Consider the following 18636-nt stretch of genomic DNA (forward strand, 5'->3'; position numbering starts at 1 on the left):
CGTTGAGCATCGCAGCGACCGAAACCGCCCCGCCCACCTGGCGGCTGCTTCTGGGCTACGTGCGCCCGCACCGCTGGGCCCTGCTGGCGGGCGCCGTGCTCTCCCTGGTCACGGGTGCCACCGGGCTGTTGCTGCCGCTGGTGGCGCGGGAGTTGATCGACGACCTGTCCCACGACCGGGCCATCACCGGGGCACTGCTGATCATGTCCGGGCTGGTGGTCGCGAACGCCGCGGTCGGCGCGCTGGGTTCGTACGTGCTGCGGCGCACCGCCGAGTCGGTGGTGCTCGGGGCGCGGCGCGCCCTGTCGTCGTATCTGCTGCGGCTGCGCATCACCGCCGTGGACCGCAGTGAGCCGGGCGATCTGATGGCCCGTATCACCTCGGACACCACCCTGCTGCGCGAGGTCACGACCGACTCGCTGGTGGGTCTCGGGACCGGAGGCCTGACGCTCGTGGCGACGGTGGTGATGATGGGCCTGGTGGATCCGGTGCTGCTGGCGGTCACGCTGGCCGTGATCCTGGGCGCCGGCACGATCCTCGGCGTGATCGTGCCGCGCATCAACCGGGCCAGCCGGCAGGCGCAGGACGCGGTCGGGGTGATGGGGGCCTCGCTGGAGCGGATCCTCGGCGCGCTGCGCACGGTGAAGGCCTCGGGCGCCGAGCACCGGGAGGAGCAGACGCTGCACGAGGCGGCCGAGGAGTCGTGGCGGCAGAGCGTGCGGGCCGCCAAGTGGTCGGCGGCGGCGGGCAACACGGCCGGGCTCTCCATGCAGATCGCGTTCATCACGGTGCTCGCGGTGGGCGGGGCGCGGGTGGCGACCGGGGCGGTCGACATCGGCACGCTGGTCGCCTTCCTGCTGTACGTCTTCTATCTGATGTCGCCGATCCAGCAGGTGGTCGGCGCGATCACGCAGTACCAGACGGGCTCGGCGGCGCTCGCCCGGATCCAGGAGGCGCTGCGGCTGCCCGCCGAACCGGCCGCCGCGCCCGCGCCGTTGCCCACCGCCGGGGCGGAGCCGGCCGCGGTCGCGTTCGAGGACGTGCGCTTCCGGTACGCCGACGATCTGCCGTACGTCCACCACGGGGTGACGTTCGCCGTGCCGGCCCAGGGCATGACGGCGTTCGTCGGCCCGTCCGGCGCGGGCAAGACGACCGTGTTCTCCCTCATCGAGCGGTTCTACGACCCCGAGGGCGGGACCATCACGCTCGACGGGCGGGACCTCGCCGACTGGGAGCTGCCCCAACTGCGTTCGGCGATCGGCTATGTGGAGCAGGACGCCCCGGTCCTGTCCGGCTCGCTGCGGGACAACCTGCTGCTGGGCAACCCGGACGCGGACGACGACGCCCTCACGCGCGTACTGAAGACGACCCGCCTGGACGGCCTGGTCTCCCGGCTGCCGGCCGGCCTCGACACGCTCGTCGGGCACCGGGGCACCAAGCTCTCCGGCGGCGAACGCCAGCGCGTCGCCATCGCCCGCGCCCTGCTGCGCCGCCCCCGCCTGCTGCTCCTCGACGAGGCCACCTCGCAACTCGACGCGGTGAACGAGGCGGCGCTGCGCGACACCGTCGCCGACGTCGCCCGTACGACCACGGTTCTGGTCGTCGCGCACCGGCTGTCGACGGTGACGATGGCCGACCGGATCGTGGTGATGGACGGGGGCCGGGTGCGCGCGGTGGGCACCCACCGGGAACTCGTGGCGGCCGATCCGCTCTACGCGGAGCTCGCGGCGACGCAGTTCCTGGCGACGCGCTCCGCCGGGTAGTGCCGCGATGAGGAGTGCCGCGTTGTGTTGTCGGGCGTCTGCGGCGCCATCGTGGCTTGTCGCGCCCACGCGGCGAAGCCGCATGTTCCATGCAGCCCCGCGCCCCTTGAGGGGCGCTGCCGATAGGCCGTTTCAGCTCTGGAGACGGCGCAGGCGTTCCGTGTCGCAGGTGCGGGGGCAGGTGGCGCACGCCTCGTCGGGGCGGATCGTGTAGTACATGCAGCAGCCGGTCCGGGTGCGTGTCGGGTGCCGACGGCCGTCGTCGGTCGTCAGGTACCGGAAGTCTGCGCCGCCCGGGTAGGGAGCGCGCCCGGTCGGCAGCAGTTCGGTGGCCGCCCGTACGGCGTCGTCCTCGCGGCCGAGTGTGCGGCCGAGGTACCAGATGCCGGAGACCAGGTCGTCGGCGACCATGCCCCACAGGGCGCGTGAGCCACGCCGTGCGGTGGGGCCGATCGCGGTCAGGAGCGGCTCCATGTGCTCGGCGACCGCGACCCTCAACTCGGCGCGCAGCGCCTCTTCATGAGGGACCGTCACCACTCCCGGGAGCGCCCCCGCAGGGTCGTCGGCCAGGCAGGTCAGATCGACGCCGGGAACGAGCGTGAACTCGGCGGTGGCGAGGTCCAGCCGCAGGTCCTCGGGCCGGATCCGGGGCACCCGGCGCTCCAGATACCAGACCCCGCTCATCAACAGCGAGACGGACCAGGCGTAGTCGTGCAGCGCGCGGGAGGCGGCGACGTGACGGCGCGGCACCGTCCCGTAGCGCTCCTGGATGCGGGCCGCCTCGGCCTCGACGAAGGCGTCCAGCACAAACTGGTCCTTCGTCAGCTCCGCCGCGGTCACCCCCGCTCGGGCCACCTCGGTGCCGGGCTCCGCGACACGCACCGACAGGACTTCGCACAGGTCCGCCAGGCGCCCGTAGACGTCACCGAGCGTGCGCGCGACGGCGCCGGTCGGCGAGGTCTTCAGGGCCACGGACATCGGCGCTCCTGTTGCGAGGTTTCAACGAAAACCAACTAGGTAAGGCTTACCTTACATCCATGATCACATGGAAACAGCCAGGCGGCACAGGGTGCGGCGATCATCTATTGCGCATGTCACAGCGAACTCACAGCAGTTGTAATCTAAAGGAAGCCTAACCTAATCTCACCGCTTGTGACTGCGACCCAACAGGACGCACCCCCCACAGGTGTGTCCTTCCGTGCCCTGAGGCACATACCGCTCTTCCTCATCGGCATCGCGGCCCTGGCGCTCTGCACCGCCCTGAGCCTCGCCCTCGGCGCCCGTTCGGTGCCCCTGTCCACAGTGACGGACGCGCTGTTCGGCGACGCCCATGGACGCGACGCCCTCGTGGTGACCGGGCTGCGCCTGCCGCGCACCGTCATCGGGCTCGCCGTCGGAGCCGCTCTCGGGGTCGCCGGAGCCGTCGCCCAGGGCATCACCCGCAATCCGCTCGCCTCGCCGACCACGCTCGGCATCAACGCGGGCGCCGGCTTCGCAGTCGTCGTCGCCATCTTCGCGCTGAAACTCAACAGCCCTGCCCAGTACGTGTGGTTCGCGTTCGCCGGAGCGGCCGGCGCCGCCCTGTTCGCGCAGGCCCTCGCCCGCCGCGCCGGAGACATCGATCCCATACGGCTGGCGTTGGGCGGCACCGTCCTCCAACTCGTGCTGCTGTCCTGGACGTGGGCGGTCATGCTGATGAACCAGCGCACCCTGGACGAGGCCCGCTTCTGGCTGGCTGGTTCGCTGTCCGGCCGCACCCTCGACGTGCTGTGGCCGGTGCTGCCCACCCTGGTGCTCGGGCTGGTGGTGGCTCTGGCCGTCTCCCCCGCCCTCAACGCCCTTGCCCTGGGCGACGATTCGGCCCAGGCGCTCGGCGTTCCGGTGGCCCGGATCCGCCTGGCCGGCGGCATCGCGGTCGTCCTGCTCGCCGGTTCGGCGGTGGCGGTGGCCGGTCCGATCGCCTTCATCGGGCTGGCTGCGCCCCACCTCGTACGGCCGCTGCTCGGCGGCGACCACCGACTGCTGGTGCCCGGCTGTCTGATCGCGGGGCCCCTGCTGCTGCTCGCGGCCGATGTGCTCGGCCGGATGGTGACCCGCCCCTCGGAGTTGGAGGTCGGCATCGTGACCGCGTTCCTGGGTGCGCCGCTGCTGGCGCTGCTGGCACGGAGGGTGGCCCGATGAGCGCCGCGGTCGTGTCCGTGCGTACGAAGTCCACGTCCCGTGCCCGGGTCCGGCGCCGCGTCCTGGTGTTCGCCACGACCGGCCTGGCCCTCCTGTTCGTGCTGCTCACCGTGTCCCTGACGACGGGTGAGATACCGATGCCCGCGGGCACGGCGCTGCGTGCGCTGGTCGGGCTCGGGGATCCGGGGGACGTGCTGGTGGTGCAGCAGTTCCGGGCGCCGCGGTCGGTGGCGGCGATCGTCGCCGGTGCCGGGCTGGGCGCCGCGGGCCTGGTGCTGCAACGCCTGTTCCGCAATCCGCTCGCGTCTCCCGATGTCATGGGCGTGACCGGCGGCGCCTCGCTGGGCGCGGTCGCGTTGATCGCCGCCGGGGCCTCGCAGGTGCTGATCCCGGTCGGGGCGCTGGGCGGCGGGCTGCTCGCGGCGCTGCTGCTGGGCGTGTTCGCCTGGCGCTCGGGGCTCGCGGTCACCCGGCTGGTGCTCACCGGGCTCGCCGTGCAGGCGGGCCTCGCCGCGGCCGTGAACCTGATGATCGTGCGCTTCCCGGCCGAGCTCGCCGGATCGGCCCTGCAGTGGACGACCGGTTCGGTGTACGGGCGGACCTGGACGGAGGTGTGGGGAGCGGGCGGCGCCATGGTGCTCGCGCTCGCCGCCGCGCTGGTGATGCACCGGCAGCTGGCGGTGCTCGACCTCGGGGACGACTCGGCGGGGGCCCTGGGCCTGCGCACCTCCGCCACCCGTCTCCAACTGCTGGTCGTCGCCGTCGTGTTGACGTCGCTGGCGGCCGCGCTCGCCGGGCCGGTGACGTTCGTCGCGCTCGCCGTGCCGCACATCGTGCGGTTCGTCACCGGGCCGCCGACCGCCGCGTCCCTCGCCCTCGCCGGGCTCACCGGGGCGGTGCTGCTGCTCGCCTCCGACCTGGTCGTGCAGCACCTGCTGCCGATCGAGGGTCTGCCGGTCGGCGCGGTCACCGCCACGCTCGGCGCGCCGTGGCTGCTGGTGCTGATGCTGCGCCAGAGCTCGCCCGTCCAGAGGAGTCACCGATGACCGGCGCCCGGCACGAACTCTCCACCGGTCTTCAGGAGCCGCACATGTCCCCCACCACCAACCAGCTCTCCACGCAGGGCCTCGATCTGCGCTACGGCGACCGGATCGTGGTCGGCGGTCTCGATCTGACGCTGCCGGGCGGCGCCGTCACGGCGATCGTCGGCCCCAACGCCTGTGGCAAGTCGACCCTGTTGAGGGGGCTCAGTCGGCTTCTCGCCCCGGCCGCCGGCACCGTGACGCTCGACGGCGCCGACATCCACCGTATGTCCGCCCGTTCCCTCGCCCGCCGCCTGGGTCTGCTGCCGCAGCAGCCGGTGACTCCCGAGGCGATCACCGTCGAGGCGCTCGTACGACTCGGCCGCTATCCCCATCAGCGGCTGCTCAGCCCCTGGTCGGCCGCCGACCAGAAGGCCGTCGACGAGGCCCTGGAGCGCACCGGCACCACGGCGCTGCGCGACCACCCCGTGGACCAGCTCTCCGGCGGTCAGCGGCAACGCGCCTGGATCGCGCTGGCGTTGGCGCAGGACACCGAGCTGCTCCTGCTCGACGAACCGACCACCTTCCTCGACCTGCGGCACCAGCTCGACGTCCTCGACCTGGTCGCCGCCCTGCACGCCGAGGCGGGCCGCACCGTGGTGATGGTGCTGCACGACCTCGGCCAGGCCGCCCGCTACGCGGACCACATGGTGGTCCTCAAGGACGGCCGCCTCGCCGCCGCCGGCGCCCCGGCCGACATCCTCGACGCGGAGCTGGTCAAGTCCGTGTTCGAGGTCGACTGCCGGGTGATCCCCGACCCGGAGACCGGCACCCCGCTGGTCATCCCGAAGAGCAGCGCGGTACGGCATACCGCCGCGACCGCCTGATCAGTCCCCACTCACAGAAAGACCCCATGTTCATGCGCTCTCCCCTGCGCGGAATCGGCCGGCTCCTCGCCGTGCTGCTCTCCGTCCTGCTCGGTACAGCCGTTCTGGCCGCCTGTGGCAGCGAGGACTCCTCCGACAAGACCGACGCGGCCAAGGCCGCGGCCGACAGCTCCGCCTTCCCGCGCACCCTCAAGACCGTGATGGGCGACGTGAAGATCCCGTCCCAGCCGAAGCGGGTCGTCGTGCTCGACACCGGTGAGCTGGACGACGTCACCCTGCTCGGCATCGACCCGGTCGGCGCGGTCGCCCCGCACTTCAAGACTTCGGGCGGCTTCCCGACGTACCTGGACGGCGAGCTCAAGAACACCGTCGACGTCGGTCCGCTCCTGGAGCCGAACCTGGAGAAGATCGCCTCGCTGAAGCCCGATCTGATCCTGTCCTCCAAGGTCCGGCACGAGAAGGTCTACGACAAGCTCAGCGCCATCGCCCCGACCGTCTTCACCGAGACCACCGGCGGTGTCTGGAAGGAGAACCTGAAGGTCCACGCCGAGGCGCTGGGCCTGGAGAAGGAGGCCGCGGCCAAGCTGAAGGAGTACGAGACGCAGGCCAAGGCGCTCGGTGCGGCCATCAAGAAGAAGGACGGCGGCACCATGCCGACCGTCTCCGTGGTCCGCTTCATCGCCGGCCCGACCCGCCTGTACCAGACCAACTCCTACAGCGGTGTCGTCCTGAACGACATCGGCTTCCAGCGGCCCAAGTCGCAGATCTCCAGCGACCCCGAGGTCACGATGAAGGACGTCAGCCCCGAGGAGATCGACCAGGCCGACGCCGACCTGATCTTCGTCACGGCCGCCGACGCCGAGGACAAGACCCAGAAGAAGGAGGTCGTCTCCAACCCGGTGTGGAAGGACCTGCCGGCCGTGAAGGACGGCAAGGTCTTCGAGGTGCCGGACGAGACGTGGATGTCCGGCATCGGCGTCCAGGCCGCCGAGGAGATGCTCAAGGACGTGGCGAAGGCCACCGGCGTGGAGCTCCCGGCGAAGTAGCCGCCGCTGTTCACGGGGGCGGGCCGCACGCCCGGACCGGCGTGGCCCGCCCCCAACCCCCCACCCGCTAGCGGAAGTTGTTCCTCTGCCATGCGCCTGTACCTGCTCGCGCTCAATCCGACCGACTCCGTCACCGAGGGCTTCCTGCCCGCCGCGGCCCGGCTCGGACTGGACGTCACCGTCCTGACCGACCAGCCGGAGGCCCACCGCCGCGTCTACCCGGACGTCGAGATCCTGCAGTGCGACGTCCGTGACTTCCGCGCCGTGATCACCCGGATCTCGACGCATCACCGCCCCGACGCCGTCTTCACCAACAGCGACCACCTCCAGACCCAGGCCGCCCTGGCCGCCGCCTACTTCGACCTCCCCGGCAAGGACTGGCGGGCCACCCTGCGCTGCAAGGACAAGGCCGAGATGCGCCGCCGGCTCGCGACGGCCGGCGTGGACACCGTGTGGTCGGCCGAGCTGACCGAACCGGTCGCGCCCGGCGACGCGCCGTACCCCTGTGTGGTCAAGCCGCGTGAGGGCGTGGCCTCCGAGGACGTGGTCCTCGTCGACGGCCCCGAAGAACTGGTGACGCGTACCAAGGAGATCCTGGAGCGTCGGCCGGGCGCCGTCCTGGTCGTCGAGGAGTACCTCCCGGGCGACCTGTTCACCCTGGAGACCCTCGGCGACGGCAGCGTCCGCCATGTGCTGGGCGGCTTCCACACCGAGCTGTCGCCGCCGCCGTACTTCATCGAGGAGCGTCTCACCTTCGTCCCCGCCCACCCCGAGCCGGTCGTCGCGCAGGTCCTGGCGCAACTGGACGCGCTGGGCGTCGGGTTCGGCGCCTGCCACACCGAGTTCGTGGTGCACGACGGGCGGGCGCGGATCATCGAGGTCAACTACCGCGCCATCGGCGACCAGTGCGATCTGCTGCTGGCCCGGCTGCTGGAGATCCCGCTCTTCGAGCACATCCTGCGCACCCATCTCGGCGAGCCCCTCCCGGCCGGCCTGGGCGCCCGCCGCGACGGCGCCGCCCGTCTGGAGTACCCGTGCGCCGACCGCGCCGGCACGCTGGCGGGTGCCCCCGAGGCCACGGATCTCGATGTCGACGGCGTGCGTCTGACGTACCGTCCCCTGCGTGCGGTGGGTGAGCGGCACGAGCTGTACGGGACCAACCGCGACTACCTCGGCGTCCTGCGGGCCTGCGGCACCGACCAGCCGACCGTGGACCGGGTGGTGGCCGACTTCCTGGCCGAGCGGCGCTGGGAGATCCAGCCGTGACCGCACCGCCTGTGACGGACACCTGCGAGGCGGAGCTGCTCACGCGGGTGCTCAGCGCCCTGCTGCGCGAGGACGTGGTCGGGCTGCGCACGAAGGGCACGCTGACGCAGCGGCCCGACGGCCCCTGGATACGGCTGGCCGCCGCAAGCGACGACGCCCTGTTGCTGCCCGTCGCCGAGGACGGCTACCAGTGCGAGTACGCCGCCCGGCTGCCGCTCCTCGTGCGCGAGTCGGACGGCGCCGAGCTGACGTCGTACGACACCGTGCTGAGCGCGCTGCGTGCGCTGGCCGAGCCGGAGGACCAGGGCGGCTTCGACGCCTTCGCCGAGGAGTGCCGGCAGACGCTGGCCACCCTGCGGCTGCACGCGGCGACGCGTACCGAGGTCATGGACAGGCTCGGGAACCGGACCGGGCTCGGCGGCACTCTGGCGTACGAGACCCTCGCCGCCCGCATCGACCATCCCGTCTACCCGACCGCGCGCGGCCGCTCCGGGCTGAGCGAGGAGCAACTGCGCGCGTACGCCCCGGAGTTCCATCCGCGTTTCGCGCTGCGGTGGCTCGCCGTGCCCCGCGAGTCGGTCACCCTGGCCGGTGCCCTCCCGCAGTCCTGGCCCACGCCCGCGACGCTCGGGCTGCCCGGGGTGCGCGACACCCATGTGGCCCTGCCCGTCCATCCGCTGACCGTCGATGCTCTGTCGGCCGCCGCTCTCCCCGAGGGCGCGGTGCTCGCCGACCGCGCCCATCTGGACGTCGTACCGACCCTGTCGATGCGTACCGTCGCCACGGTCGCGGATCTCACGCTGCATCTCAAACTCCCCCTCGCCACCGCCACGTTGGGCCTGCGCAACAAGCGGACCGTCAAGCCCGGCACGCTGATCGACGGCGCGGCGGGACAGCGACTGCTGGAGGCGGTGATCGCCCGGGAGCCCCGCTTCCGGGACACGATCCTGCACGCCGACGAGACGACGTACGCGCACGCCGGTCACGAACTGCTGGCGGTCCTGTGCCGCCGCTACCCGGCGGGACTCGACGACGCGGTGGTCGTACCGTTGGCGGCCCTGCTCGCCGAGGCACCCGACGGGCGGCCGGTCGTCGGCCATCTCGCCGACCGCTTCTACGGCGGCGACCCGCTCGCCCTGCTGGACGCCCTCCTGACGCTGCTGTTCGACTGGCAGACGACGCTGTTCGGGTACGGCATCGCGCTGGAGTCACACCAGCAGAACATCTCGGTGGTGCTGCGGCCGGGAAGTCTGCGGCTGCTGTTCAAGGACAACGACGGGCCGCGCATCAACACCGAGCGGCTGGCCGCCGTGCTCCCCGGGCCGTGGGACTTCGACGACGCGCGGATCTTCGGTACGGACGACGGGCCGGTCGCCGACGTGTTCGCCACCATCACGGTTCATCTGTGCGCCGGGTCCTACGCGTTCGGGCTCACCGGGCACCGCCAGGCCCTGCTGGACCTCATCCGTGACCGGCTGACCGAGGCGGTGGACCGGCTCGGCGGCGACGCCGGAGCCGTCCTGCGCGCTCGCGTGCTGGACGCGCCGCGACTGCCGGTGAAGGCGATGGTGACGGCCGGGACACTGCTGTCCAAGGAGCGTTCCGGCGCCGCCGACATCAACAAGCACTACACGACCGGCCCCAACTACCTCCTGCCCGGCGGTGGTTCGGCATGACCGTGCAGACTCTGCGGATGCCGCGCACCGGGTTCGGACGCGGGCACGTGCAAGCGGTGGCCGGCTGCTACTTCGTGGCGTCGTTCGCGGCGCTCGGCCTGCCGCCGTATCTCACCCAGATCCTGCCGGAGCTGGGCGACCACGGTGCCCGCTGGGCGGGCGTGCTCTACATCGTGCCGACCGTGTTCGGTGCGCTCGGCGCCCCACTGTGGGGGCGGCTCGCGGACCGGTTCGGCCGCAAACGGCTGCTGCTGCGCGCCCAGTTGGGGCTCACCGTGTCCTTCCTGCTCGCGGGCTGGGCGGACTCGCTGGCCACGTTCACGGTGGCGCTGGTGCTCCAGGGCATCCTGGGCGGCACCTTCGCCGCGTCCAACGGCTATCTGGGCGCCGCTCTTCAGGGCCCTGCGCTGTCCAAGGCGCTCACCCTGATGCAGGGAAGCGCGCGGGCCGCGCTGGTGGTCGCGCCGATCGTGGTCGGCTCGCTGTCCGGCTGGCTCTCCCCGCACCGGCAGTACGCCCTGCTCGCCGTACTGCCGCTCACGGCCGCCCTGTTGCTCGCGGCGCTGCCCGAACCCGAACCCGTCGAGCAGCGTCGGACCAAGCCCGAGACGGCGGACGACACGCCCGCGGTGGTCTCGCTCAGGGCGCTGTACGCGCTGGAGTTCGCCTTCGTGTTCTCCACCGTCATCTCCTTCCCCTATCTGATCGCGCTCGTCGACGACCGGATCCCGGGGACCTCGCCGGCGCTGTCCGGTGTGCTGTTCGCCCTGCCCCACCTGGTCTATCTGGTGGCGGCGCTGGCGGTGCACGCCGCGTTCCGCAACCGGCCGCGGGCCGGGATCGCGCTCGGCTTCGCCTGTATCGCGCTCGGGCTCGCCGGGCACGGGGTCGCCGGGTCCCTGACCACGCTGATCGCCGTACGGCTGCTGCTCGGCGTGGGGCTCACCCTCGGCCTGGTGTGCCTGTCGGTGCTGGCCGCCGACTGCGCGAGGGGCCGTGCGCCGGGCGGGATGTTCGGCTCGCTGGAGTTCTTCTCCAAGGCCGGCGCGGTCGCCGCCGGCGTGGCCGCGGCGGTGGGCAGCGCCCGCTTCGGACCGGCCGCACCCGTGCTGACCGGCGGCGCCGCCGCCGCGGTCACCGTCGTCGTGATTCTTCTCCCCACACTGAACCACCGCACCCGCCGGAGCCGCTGATGCCCTCCCTGACCGACTCCCTCGGGAGCTCCTCCTCCAAGCTCTCGACGGCCGAACTCCCCACCGCCGACGAAGCGGTGGCCCACACCCTGCTCAACTGCCTGCTGCGCGAGGTGTCCGGCCCCGAACACCAGACGGTCGTCACGGACGGCAACCTGCTGCTGCGCCTGCCCCGCCGCGGGGTCCTCCTGCGCGTCGCCCTGCGCAGGTCCTCGCTCCTCGGGGCGCACCGGTTCACCGGCCCGGTGAGCGAGCAGCGTGACGGCGACTGGGCGGAGGTGGGCTGGCGGCGTCTGGCCGAGTACACGCACGACGAGCTGTCGCTGCGCACGGGTGTGCGCAACGAGGAGTTCCTGGAGCAGATCGCCTCCAGCCACGAGGCCGTGGCGACCGCGCTGGCCGGCCCGCGGGCGGCTTCGCCCTCGGCCGGCCCGCTCGCCCCTCTCCCGGCCTATCTCGCCTCCGAGCAGTCCCTGCTGTTCGGCCACCGCTTCCACCCCACGCCCAAGGCCCGCACCGGCGACCCGCGCGCCTGGTCGGCGTACGCCCCGGAGGTCGGGGCCGCCTTCCCGCTGCGGCACCTTGCCGTGCGCGCCGACCTGATCGCCGAGGAGTACGTCGAGGCCTCGGCCGTCGCCCCGCTGGACCGGCAGCGCACGGACGTCCCCGACGGCTACCGTCTGCTGCCCGCCCACCCCTGGCAGTACGAGACGCTCCGCGAGCACCCGTTGCTGCGCGCGGCCTTCGACCGCGGCGACGTCCTCGACCTCGGCCCGGGCGGACGGCCCTTCGCCGCGACGGCATCGGTGCGCACCCTGTACGACGGCGAGACGTTCCTGAAGTTCAGCCTGAACGTGCGGATCACCAACTGCCTGCGCAAGAACAGCACGTACGAGCTGTCGGGCGCCGTCGCCCTCACCCGTGTCCTGGCCCCGGCGCTCGCCGACCTGGCCGAGCGTTTCCCCGGCAGCGCGGTGCTGCGCGAGCCCGCCTACCGTACGCTCGCCCTCCCCGGCCCGGACGGCACGCCGGACCGCGAGCTGTTCGAGGGCTTCGGGGTCATCGTCCGCGAAGGCCTGCCGCAGCGCCTCGCGCCGGGCACCACTCCCCTGCTGGCGGCCGCGGTGGCCGACGAGTACCCGACCAGTCCCGCGCACATCTCCCGCCTCCTGCGGGGCGCGGACGCCCGCACCGCCCTCGCCTGGTGGTCGGCGTACCTGGAACTGCTCGTCCCGCCGGTCATGTCCGCCTACTTCGACCACGGCCTGGTCCTGGAGCCGCACCTGCAGAACGTCCTGGTCTGTGTCGACGGCGACGGCATGCCCGCCCAGGTCCTCTTCCGCGACCTGGAGGGCACCAAGCTCGTCCCCGACCACCACGGGGACACCCTCGCCGCGCTGCCGCCCGAGGTGGCGGGCCCTATGACGTACGACGCCCAGCGCGGCTGGGACCGGGTCGTCTACTGCCTGCTGGTCAACCACATCGCCGAGCTGCTCGCCGCGCTCGCCGACCTGCACCCCGAGGCGGAGGCCGCGCTGTGGGCGCGGGTGCGCGAAACGCTGCGGACGTACGCCGACCGGGACGGCTGCCCGCCCCGTCTCGCCGCCCTGCTCGCCGGGGTACCGCTGCCCGCCAAGGCCAACCTGCTCACCCGCTGGGAGCGCAAGGCCGACCGCGAGGCCGGTTACGTCCGGCTGCCGTCCCCCCTCGCCGCGGACATCCTGCGCGACACGAGCGGAAGTGCTGCCCGATGACCGAGCCCACAGTCGCGGTCCGCGACCGCGTCCTGTCCCTGCCCTCCGTCGAACTCCCCGCGTACGTCTACGACTTGACGGCCCTGCGCACCCACGCCGCCGCCGTGCGGGACGCCCTGCCCGAGCGGGTCGAGCTGTACTACGCCGCCAAGGCCAACCCGGAGCCGGAGATCCTCGCCGCGCTCGGCCCGTACGTCGACGGCTACGAGGTCTCCTCGGGCGGCGAACTCGCCCACGTCGCGGGGGCGGTGCCGGGCCGGCCGCTCGCCTTCGGAGGGCCCGGCAAGACGCCGGGCGAGGTGACGGCCGCGCTGGAGACGGGAGTCGAGCGCTTCCACGTCGAGAGCCTCCACGAGCTGTGCATGCTGGCGGAGTTGGCCCGGAGCTACGCGCCGGGTCGGCGGGTTGCGGTGCTGCCCCGGGTCAACCTGCCGGTGGCCGACGGGTCGTTGGCGGGCAGCTCGCTGGCGATGGGCGGGCGTCCGACACCGTTCGGGATGGACCCGGCGCAGGCTGCCGACGCTGTCCGCGCCCTCACCGACGGGACGTATCCGCACCTCGAACTGCGCGGCATCCACGCCCACTTGGCCAGCGGCCTTCAGGCGGCCGAGCAGGTGGCGGTGGCGGAGTCGGTCGTCGGCTGGGCGACGGGCCTGGGCGTACCGCTCGCCGAGGTGAACGTCGGCGGCGGCATGCACGTCGACTACGCCGACCCTCGGCGCCGCTTCGACTGGGCCACGTACGGCAAGGGGCTCGCCCGGCTCGCCGAGGCGCACCCGGAGCTGACGCTGCGCATCGAGCCGGGCCGGGCGCTGACGGCGTACTGCGGCTGGTACGCCACCGAGGTGCTGGACGTCAAGCACAGCCACGGCGAGCAGTTCGGCGTCGTGCGCGGCGGCACGCATCATCTGCGGACCCCGGCGACGAAGGGCCACGACCAGCCCTGTTCCGTGCTGCCGGTGGACGCCTGGCCGCACCCCTGGCCGCGTCCGGCGGCCGACGGCGAGCAGGTCACCCTGGCCGGCCAGCTGTGCACGCCGAAGGACCTGCTGGCCCGCCATGTGCCCGCGCCCGGACTGCGGGCCGGGGACCGGGTGGCGTTCTCGCTGGCGGGGGCCTACGCCTGGAACATCTCCCATCACGACTTCCTGATGCACCCCAGGCCGGGCTTCCACTTCCTGGGCGCCGCCGGGTAGTCGGCGCGTCACTCTCGGCACACACGAAGGGCCGCCCGGCGGGATCCGGGCGGCCCTTGCTGTGGGTCGGTGACCTAGGGCAGCTGCTTCAGGCCGTTGAGGTGGTTGAGGTGGCCCAGGTGCTGGGAGACCCGCGGGACCCGGTGCTTGTGCTCCTCGGGGATGCCGGTCGCGGCGAGCGAGTCGAGCGTGGCGACCGGGTTCAGCGAACCGGCGTTGCGGGCGTCCACGTCGGCCGCGTTCGCCATCGGCACGGTGAGTCCGGTGATTCCGGCGGCCAGACCAACGGCGGCGACGATACGTCGTGTTGAGATCATGCTTTCTGCAACGCGGCGGGCCCTCGCCGGACACGGCCGCCCGGCGCCACTCACTCGACAGGCGCACCGCTCCGGCTGCGCTTGCCGAGTCCGCCGGGGCGGAGGAGCCTCGGAGGAGAGGCTTTCGCGGTCCTCACCTCGCCCCTGCCGCGGGCCTCGAAGGAGGTCACCATGGGCACAGCCACCAGCCCCTCGTTCGACACCGAAACACTGCGCCGGGGTATAGAGGGACAGACCCCCGAGACGCTTCTGTCGCTGTACACGGACGACGCGGAGCTACGCGTCGTGAACCGCAACGCCCAGCCCAGCCACCCCAAGGTTCTGCACGGCCGAGGCGAGATCGCCGACATGCTGAGCGACGTCTACAGCCGCGACATGACGCACAAGCTGGAGGGATGCGTGATCCAGGGTGACCGCGCGGCCTACAGCGAGTCCTGCGAGTACGCGGACGGGGTGCGCGTCCTGTCCGAGTCGATGATCACGCTGCGCGACGGCAAGATCTCCCGGCAGATCCTGATCGAGGCGTGGGACGAGTAGGAGACGTAGCAGGAAGGGACCGCCGAAGGCCCAGGTCGGCTCGTGACCGACCTGGCCCTTCTCGGCTGCTCTTCGGTCGCTGTCGTAGACGCAGTTGTGGCCGTGGCCGTCGGTGGAGCGCTCGCGCGGCGGCGCTTGAGCAGGGTACGGCCGGGATACCCGGGGGAGCATGACTCGGCTTCTCAAATCCAGGCGCAAAGATCACCGGGCGCGACGCAGTCCGCCCACGCCACCGGCCACCGACCGGGCAGGGCAGGGCGCAGCCGGTGCGCAGACCTCGCCGGAGCGCTTCGGGCCCGATCCGCAGGTGGAGCGGCAGGCGCCCGACACGCCGACCGAGCTGCCCCGACGGTCGTGGCGGGCGGTGTTGAAGGGCACCCTGCGGGAGTTCAAGGACGACGAGCTGACCGACCGCGCGGCTGCCCTGACCTACTACAGCGTGCTGTCGCTCTTCCCGGCCCTGCTGGTGCTGGTGTCCTTGCTGGGTCTGGTCGGCAGGTCGGCCACCGACAAGGTCCTGGACAACATCAACCAGCTCGCACCCGGCTCGGCCCGGGACATCCTCACGCGTGCGGTGGAGCAGTTGCAGGGCAACGGCGGTCTCGGCTCCGTCATGGCGGTCGTCGGTCTCGTCCTGGCGGTGTGGTCGGCCTCCGGCTATGTCGCGGCCTTCATCCGCACCGCCAACGCGGTCTACGACATGCCCGAGGGGCGCCCGGTGTGGAAGGTCCTCCCGATCCGGCTCGCGGTGACCGTCGTGCTCATGGTGCTGGCCGTGATCAGCGCGCTGATCGTCGTCTTCACCGGCGCGCTGGCCCGCCAGGTCGGCTCCACGCTGGGCATCGGGGACACGGCCCTGACGGTCTGGGACATCGCCAAGTGGCCCGTGCTGGCCGTCCTGGTGACCACCATGATCGCGATCCTGTACTGGGCGACCCCGAACGCCAAGGTGCGCGGCTTCAGGTGGATCACTCCGGGCAGCTTCCTCGCCCTGCTGATCTGGCTGATCGCCTCCGCGGGCTTCGCCTTCTACGTCGCCAACTTCGCCTCGTACAACAAGACCTACGGCACCATGGCGGGCGTGATCGTCTTCCTGGTCTGGCTGTGGGTGGGCAACCTGGCCATTCTGCTGGGCCTGGAGTTCGACGCGGAGGCCGTACGACAGCGCGCGATCGCCGGCGGTCACCCACCCGACGAGGAGCCCTACACACCGCCGCGCGACACCCGCACGTGGGACGAACAGGACCGGCGACGCCTGCGCGGTCCCTGACGGCCCGCGTACGGACGCGCTGTCCGGGCCTTGCGCCGCCTCCGTTAGGGTGGGCCGTGGGCCGTGACTGGCGCTGAGGTGGAGCACCACCGGGGAGCGGCCCTGACAAAGTCGACGCGGAGTCGATGCCGTGCGCCTGGGCGAACCGGACAACCAGCCCAGGAGTGGATCATGTCTCAGGCCCGGCTCATGGACGGCACCTCGCTCGCCCGGCGGATCGTCGACGAGACCGCCAAGAAGGCGGCCGACCTCACCGAACGCACGGGCACCGCGCCCTGCCTCGCGACGGTGCTGGTCGGCGAGGACCCCGCGTCCGTGACGTATGTCCGCATGAAGCAGAACCGCTGCCGCAAGGCCGGCATCATCTCGCGCCACGTACCGCTGCCCGCCGACACCACCACGGAACGACTCGTGGGCACCCTGCGCGACCTGTCGGCCGACCCCGCCGTGCACGGCATCCTGCTCCAGCACCCCATGGGCCCGCACATCGACGAGCGGGCGGCGTTCGAGGCGATCGCGCCGGAGAAGGACGTCGACGGTGTCACCTTCGCCTCGTTCGCGACGATGAGCTTCGGGCTGCCGGGGTTCGTGTCGTGCACGCCCGGCGGGATCGTGCGGCTGCTCGACGAGTACGGCGTCGACCCGGCCGGCAGGCGCGCCGTGGTCGTCGGCCGCAGCGCGATCCTCGGCAAGCCGGCCGGCATGCTGCTCCTGGCCCGCGACGCGACGGTGACGTACTGCCACTCCCGTACGGCGGATCTGTCCGCGGCCGTGCGTGAGGCGGACATCGTGGTCGCCGCCGTGGGCCGGCCGCGGCTGATCCGGGGTCAGGACATCAAGCCCGGCGCCGTCGTGATCGACGCCGGCTACAACGCGGGGAACGTCGGCGACGTCGACTTCGACTCCGCCGTCGAGCGGGCCTCGCTCATCACTCCGGTGCCGGGCGGCGTCGGTCCGATGACCATCGCCACGCTGCTGGAGCAGACCGTGGACGCGGCCGCCCGGCAGCTCGGGGTGTGATGGCTCCGGGTCAGCGCATCCAGGCGCTGTACGACATCACGTCGCCGGCCTTGACGCCGTACTCCGGTTCCGCCTTCGTGAAGGTGGTCTCCAGCCCGAGTACGGCACCGGTGGCCGGGTCCATGATCAGCATGCGGCGGGGGCCGGACCCGTCGTACACGTACGCCTGTCCGCGCCGCCCGAGCCGGTCCGTCACCTGCCCGACGGGCCTGAGCCCCTCGGTGTCCTCAAGGAGCCGTGCGAGCGTCGCCGACTCGCGGGCGCCGAGGGTCCAGGTGTCGAGCAGCGAGGCGACGGCGTCGAGGAGCTCGCCGGTGTTCAGTGCGGTCTTGCTGTACCCGGCCTCCTGCAGGTAGGCGCGCAGGCGTGCGACGTCGGTCGGAGGCGGCGCCTGCGGCGGGGCGTCGCTCCAACTGGGCGGGTAGGTCTGCCTGCTGAGGACATGGCCGTCCTCGACGAGTTCCCCTTCGCCGCCGAGGACCGGCCGGCCCGGGTGGCGGGGGTCGGTCGCCACGACGATCTCCGTGTGGCTGTCGTCGGCGTTCCAGCGCACGATGCGCTCCTCGGGAAGCGTGATCGGCGGCTTGTCGTCGCTCATGCCCATGCTCCACGACTGCACGTGCGTGCCCTTGCGGAGCTTCGGCGCACCGTCGGCCGCGGCCGCCCGTGCCCGATCGGCCAGGGTTTGCAGGGCTACGGGGGTGGAGTCGGCCTGCACGAGCAGCGGGCGGGGTGCGGCGACCGCCGGGGCGGTGGTCTGGCCGGTGAACAGCAGCGCCGACACGAGCGCGGCGACGACGGCCGCGGCTGCCAGGCCCCAGACCAGCCGCGGGCGGTGGGAGGGCCGCTGCCGCATCAGGTGGTCGAGCTGCCGCTCGGCGTGGTGGTCGAGGGGGCCGTCGCCGAAGTGGGGACCGTCGACCGGGACCGGGTTGGCTCGGCGCAGAAGTTCGAGTTCGTCAGCCATGGCTTCGTTCCTTGGACGCGGTCGGCGGGCACATACGGTCGATCTCGGCTCTCAGCCGGCGCCGGGCCCGGTGCAGCCGCATGGCCGCGGCCCGGCTGCCGCAGCCGAGGGCCACGGCGACCTCCTCGACGCCCAGTTCCTCCCACGCCGTCAGCCGCAGCACCTCCTGGTCGGCCGGGGACAGCCGGTTCAGCGCCTCGTGCACCCAGGCGCCCGGCGCCTCCGAGTCGGGGCTGTCCACGATGTGCCGGCCGTGCGCGGTCTCGTCGTTGCCGAGCCGGTCGACCAGTCGGCGGCGTCGCCCGTAGCCGCGTACCGCGTTCGCCAGGCAGTTGCGTGCCACGCCGTACAGCCAGGGCAGCGGCGTGGCCGGGAGGTCGTCCCGGCGCCGCCAGGCGACGGTGAACACCTCCGCCACCACTTCCTCGACCTCACTCGTGCGCCCGTCCAGTCGCCGCGCGACGTAGCGGCTGACCGCCCAGTAGTGCTCGCGATAGGCAGCGGCGAAGATCTCGTCGTTGCTCATGTTCCGTTCGTGTCC

At 72.4% G+C, this 18636-nt stretch carries 17 protein-coding genes and 1 riboswitch; of the genes, 13 read left to right on the forward strand and 4 right to left on the reverse strand.

The window, feature by feature from the left end; translation table 11 throughout:
- Nucleotides 1-2 precede the first annotated feature (2 nt).
- Nucleotides 3-1763, forward strand: a complete 1761-nt coding sequence (locus tag PBV52_RS01150) for an ABC transporter ATP-binding protein (protein ID WP_274236356.1) — start codon at nucleotides 3-5, stop codon at nucleotides 1761-1763.
- Nucleotides 1764-1895: 132 nt separating this feature from the next.
- On the opposite strand, the gene PBV52_RS01155 is transcribed toward PBV52_RS01150, so the two are convergent.
- The gene (locus tag PBV52_RS01155; RefSeq protein ID WP_274236357.1) at nucleotides 1896-2741 is read right to left on the reverse strand and encodes a (2Fe-2S)-binding protein; all 846 of its coding nucleotides are present in this window, start codon (nucleotides 2739-2741) and stop codon (nucleotides 1896-1898) included.
- Nucleotides 2742-2915: 174 nt separating this feature from the next.
- Between PBV52_RS01155 and PBV52_RS01160 the strand changes: the two genes are divergently transcribed.
- The 9 genes from PBV52_RS01160 to PBV52_RS01200 all read left to right on the forward strand — a co-directional run bounded on the left by PBV52_RS01160 (nucleotide 2916) and on the right by PBV52_RS01200 (nucleotide 13984).
- Nucleotides 2916-3944, forward strand: coding sequence for a FecCD family ABC transporter permease (locus tag PBV52_RS01160; protein ID WP_373921805.1), 1029 nt, complete (start codon nucleotides 2916-2918; stop codon nucleotides 3942-3944).
- Nucleotides 3941-4990 (forward strand): iron chelate uptake ABC transporter family permease subunit, encoded by a 1050-nt coding sequence (locus PBV52_RS01165; protein ID WP_274236358.1) that lies wholly within the window; start codon nucleotides 3941-3943, stop codon nucleotides 4988-4990. The genes PBV52_RS01160 and PBV52_RS01165 overlap by 4 nt, the downstream gene beginning before the upstream one ends.
- 44 nt (nucleotides 4991-5034) lie before the next feature.
- A complete protein-coding gene (locus tag PBV52_RS01170) occupies nucleotides 5035-5853 on the forward strand; it encodes an ABC transporter ATP-binding protein (protein WP_274249207.1) in 819 nt (272 codons plus the stop codon).
- A 26-nt stretch (nucleotides 5854-5879) separates the two neighbouring features.
- Nucleotides 5880-6899 (forward strand): ABC transporter substrate-binding protein, encoded by a 1020-nt coding sequence (locus PBV52_RS01175; protein WP_274236359.1) that lies wholly within the window; start codon nucleotides 5880-5882, stop codon nucleotides 6897-6899.
- 90 nt (nucleotides 6900-6989) lie between these two features.
- Nucleotides 6990-8165, forward strand: a complete 1176-nt coding sequence (locus tag PBV52_RS01180; RefSeq protein WP_274236360.1) for an acetyl-CoA carboxylase biotin carboxylase subunit family protein — start codon at nucleotides 6990-6992, stop codon at nucleotides 8163-8165.
- Entirely contained in the window at nucleotides 8162-9841 is a 1680-nt protein-coding gene (locus PBV52_RS01185; protein WP_274236361.1) for an IucA/IucC family protein, read from the forward strand. Before PBV52_RS01180 ends, PBV52_RS01185 begins: the two co-directional genes overlap by 4 nt.
- The gene (locus tag PBV52_RS01190; protein WP_274236362.1) at nucleotides 9838-11034 is read left to right on the forward strand and encodes an MFS transporter; all 1197 of its coding nucleotides are present in this window, start codon (nucleotides 9838-9840) and stop codon (nucleotides 11032-11034) included. Before PBV52_RS01185 ends, PBV52_RS01190 begins: the two co-directional genes overlap by 4 nt.
- The gene (locus PBV52_RS01195) at nucleotides 11034-12788 is read left to right on the forward strand and encodes an IucA/IucC family siderophore biosynthesis protein (RefSeq protein ID WP_274236363.1); all 1755 of its coding nucleotides are present in this window, start codon (nucleotides 11034-11036) and stop codon (nucleotides 12786-12788) included. Before PBV52_RS01190 ends, PBV52_RS01195 begins: the two co-directional genes overlap by 1 nt.
- Nucleotides 12785-13984 (forward strand): type III PLP-dependent enzyme, encoded by a 1200-nt coding sequence (locus PBV52_RS01200; protein WP_274236364.1) that lies wholly within the window; start codon nucleotides 12785-12787, stop codon nucleotides 13982-13984. Before PBV52_RS01195 ends, PBV52_RS01200 begins: the two co-directional genes overlap by 4 nt.
- Before the next feature lie 74 nt (nucleotides 13985-14058).
- On the opposite strand, the gene PBV52_RS01205 is transcribed toward PBV52_RS01200, so the two are convergent.
- Complete coding sequence (locus PBV52_RS01205; RefSeq protein WP_274236365.1) at nucleotides 14059-14301, reverse strand: hypothetical protein; 243 nt, start codon at nucleotides 14299-14301, stop codon at nucleotides 14059-14061.
- A gap of 171 nt (nucleotides 14302-14472) precedes the next feature.
- On the opposite strand from PBV52_RS01205, the gene PBV52_RS01210 reads away from it, so the two are divergent.
- The 3 genes from PBV52_RS01210 (at nucleotide 14473) to PBV52_RS01220 (ending at nucleotide 17128) form a co-directional block, all read left to right on the forward strand.
- Nucleotides 14473-14838: a nuclear transport factor 2 family protein gene (locus tag PBV52_RS01210; protein ID WP_274236366.1), complete on the forward strand. Its 366-nt coding sequence runs from the start codon at nucleotides 14473-14475 to the stop codon at nucleotides 14836-14838.
- A 169-nt stretch (nucleotides 14839-15007) separates the two neighbouring features.
- Nucleotides 15008-16108 (forward strand): YihY/virulence factor BrkB family protein, encoded by a 1101-nt coding sequence (locus PBV52_RS01215; protein ID WP_274236367.1) that lies wholly within the window; start codon nucleotides 15008-15010, stop codon nucleotides 16106-16108.
- Between the two features lie 53 nt (nucleotides 16109-16161).
- A riboswitch (ZMP/ZTP riboswitch) is annotated at nucleotides 16162-16257 on the forward strand.
- A 22-nt stretch (nucleotides 16258-16279) separates the two neighbouring features.
- Nucleotides 16280-17128 (forward strand): bifunctional 5,10-methylenetetrahydrofolate dehydrogenase/5,10-methenyltetrahydrofolate cyclohydrolase, encoded by an 849-nt coding sequence (locus PBV52_RS01220; RefSeq protein ID WP_274236368.1) that lies wholly within the window; start codon nucleotides 16280-16282, stop codon nucleotides 17126-17128.
- 10 nt (nucleotides 17129-17138) lie between these two features.
- Here the strand turns inward: PBV52_RS01220 and PBV52_RS01225 are convergent, their stop codons facing one another.
- Both PBV52_RS01225 and PBV52_RS01230 read right to left on the reverse strand, forming a co-directional pair.
- Nucleotides 17139-18095: a CU044_5270 family protein gene (locus PBV52_RS01225; RefSeq protein ID WP_274236369.1), complete on the reverse strand. Its 957-nt coding sequence runs from the start codon at nucleotides 18093-18095 to the stop codon at nucleotides 17139-17141.
- Nucleotides 18088-18621: an RNA polymerase sigma factor gene (locus PBV52_RS01230; protein ID WP_274236370.1), complete on the reverse strand. Its 534-nt coding sequence runs from the start codon at nucleotides 18619-18621 to the stop codon at nucleotides 18088-18090. The genes PBV52_RS01225 and PBV52_RS01230 overlap by 8 nt, the downstream gene beginning before the upstream one ends.
- Nucleotides 18622-18636 lie beyond the last annotated feature (15 nt).

Origin of the sequence: Streptomyces sp. T12, assembly GCF_028736035.1 — a bacterium.
GTDB lineage: Bacteria > Actinomycetota > Actinomycetes > Streptomycetales > Streptomycetaceae > Streptomyces.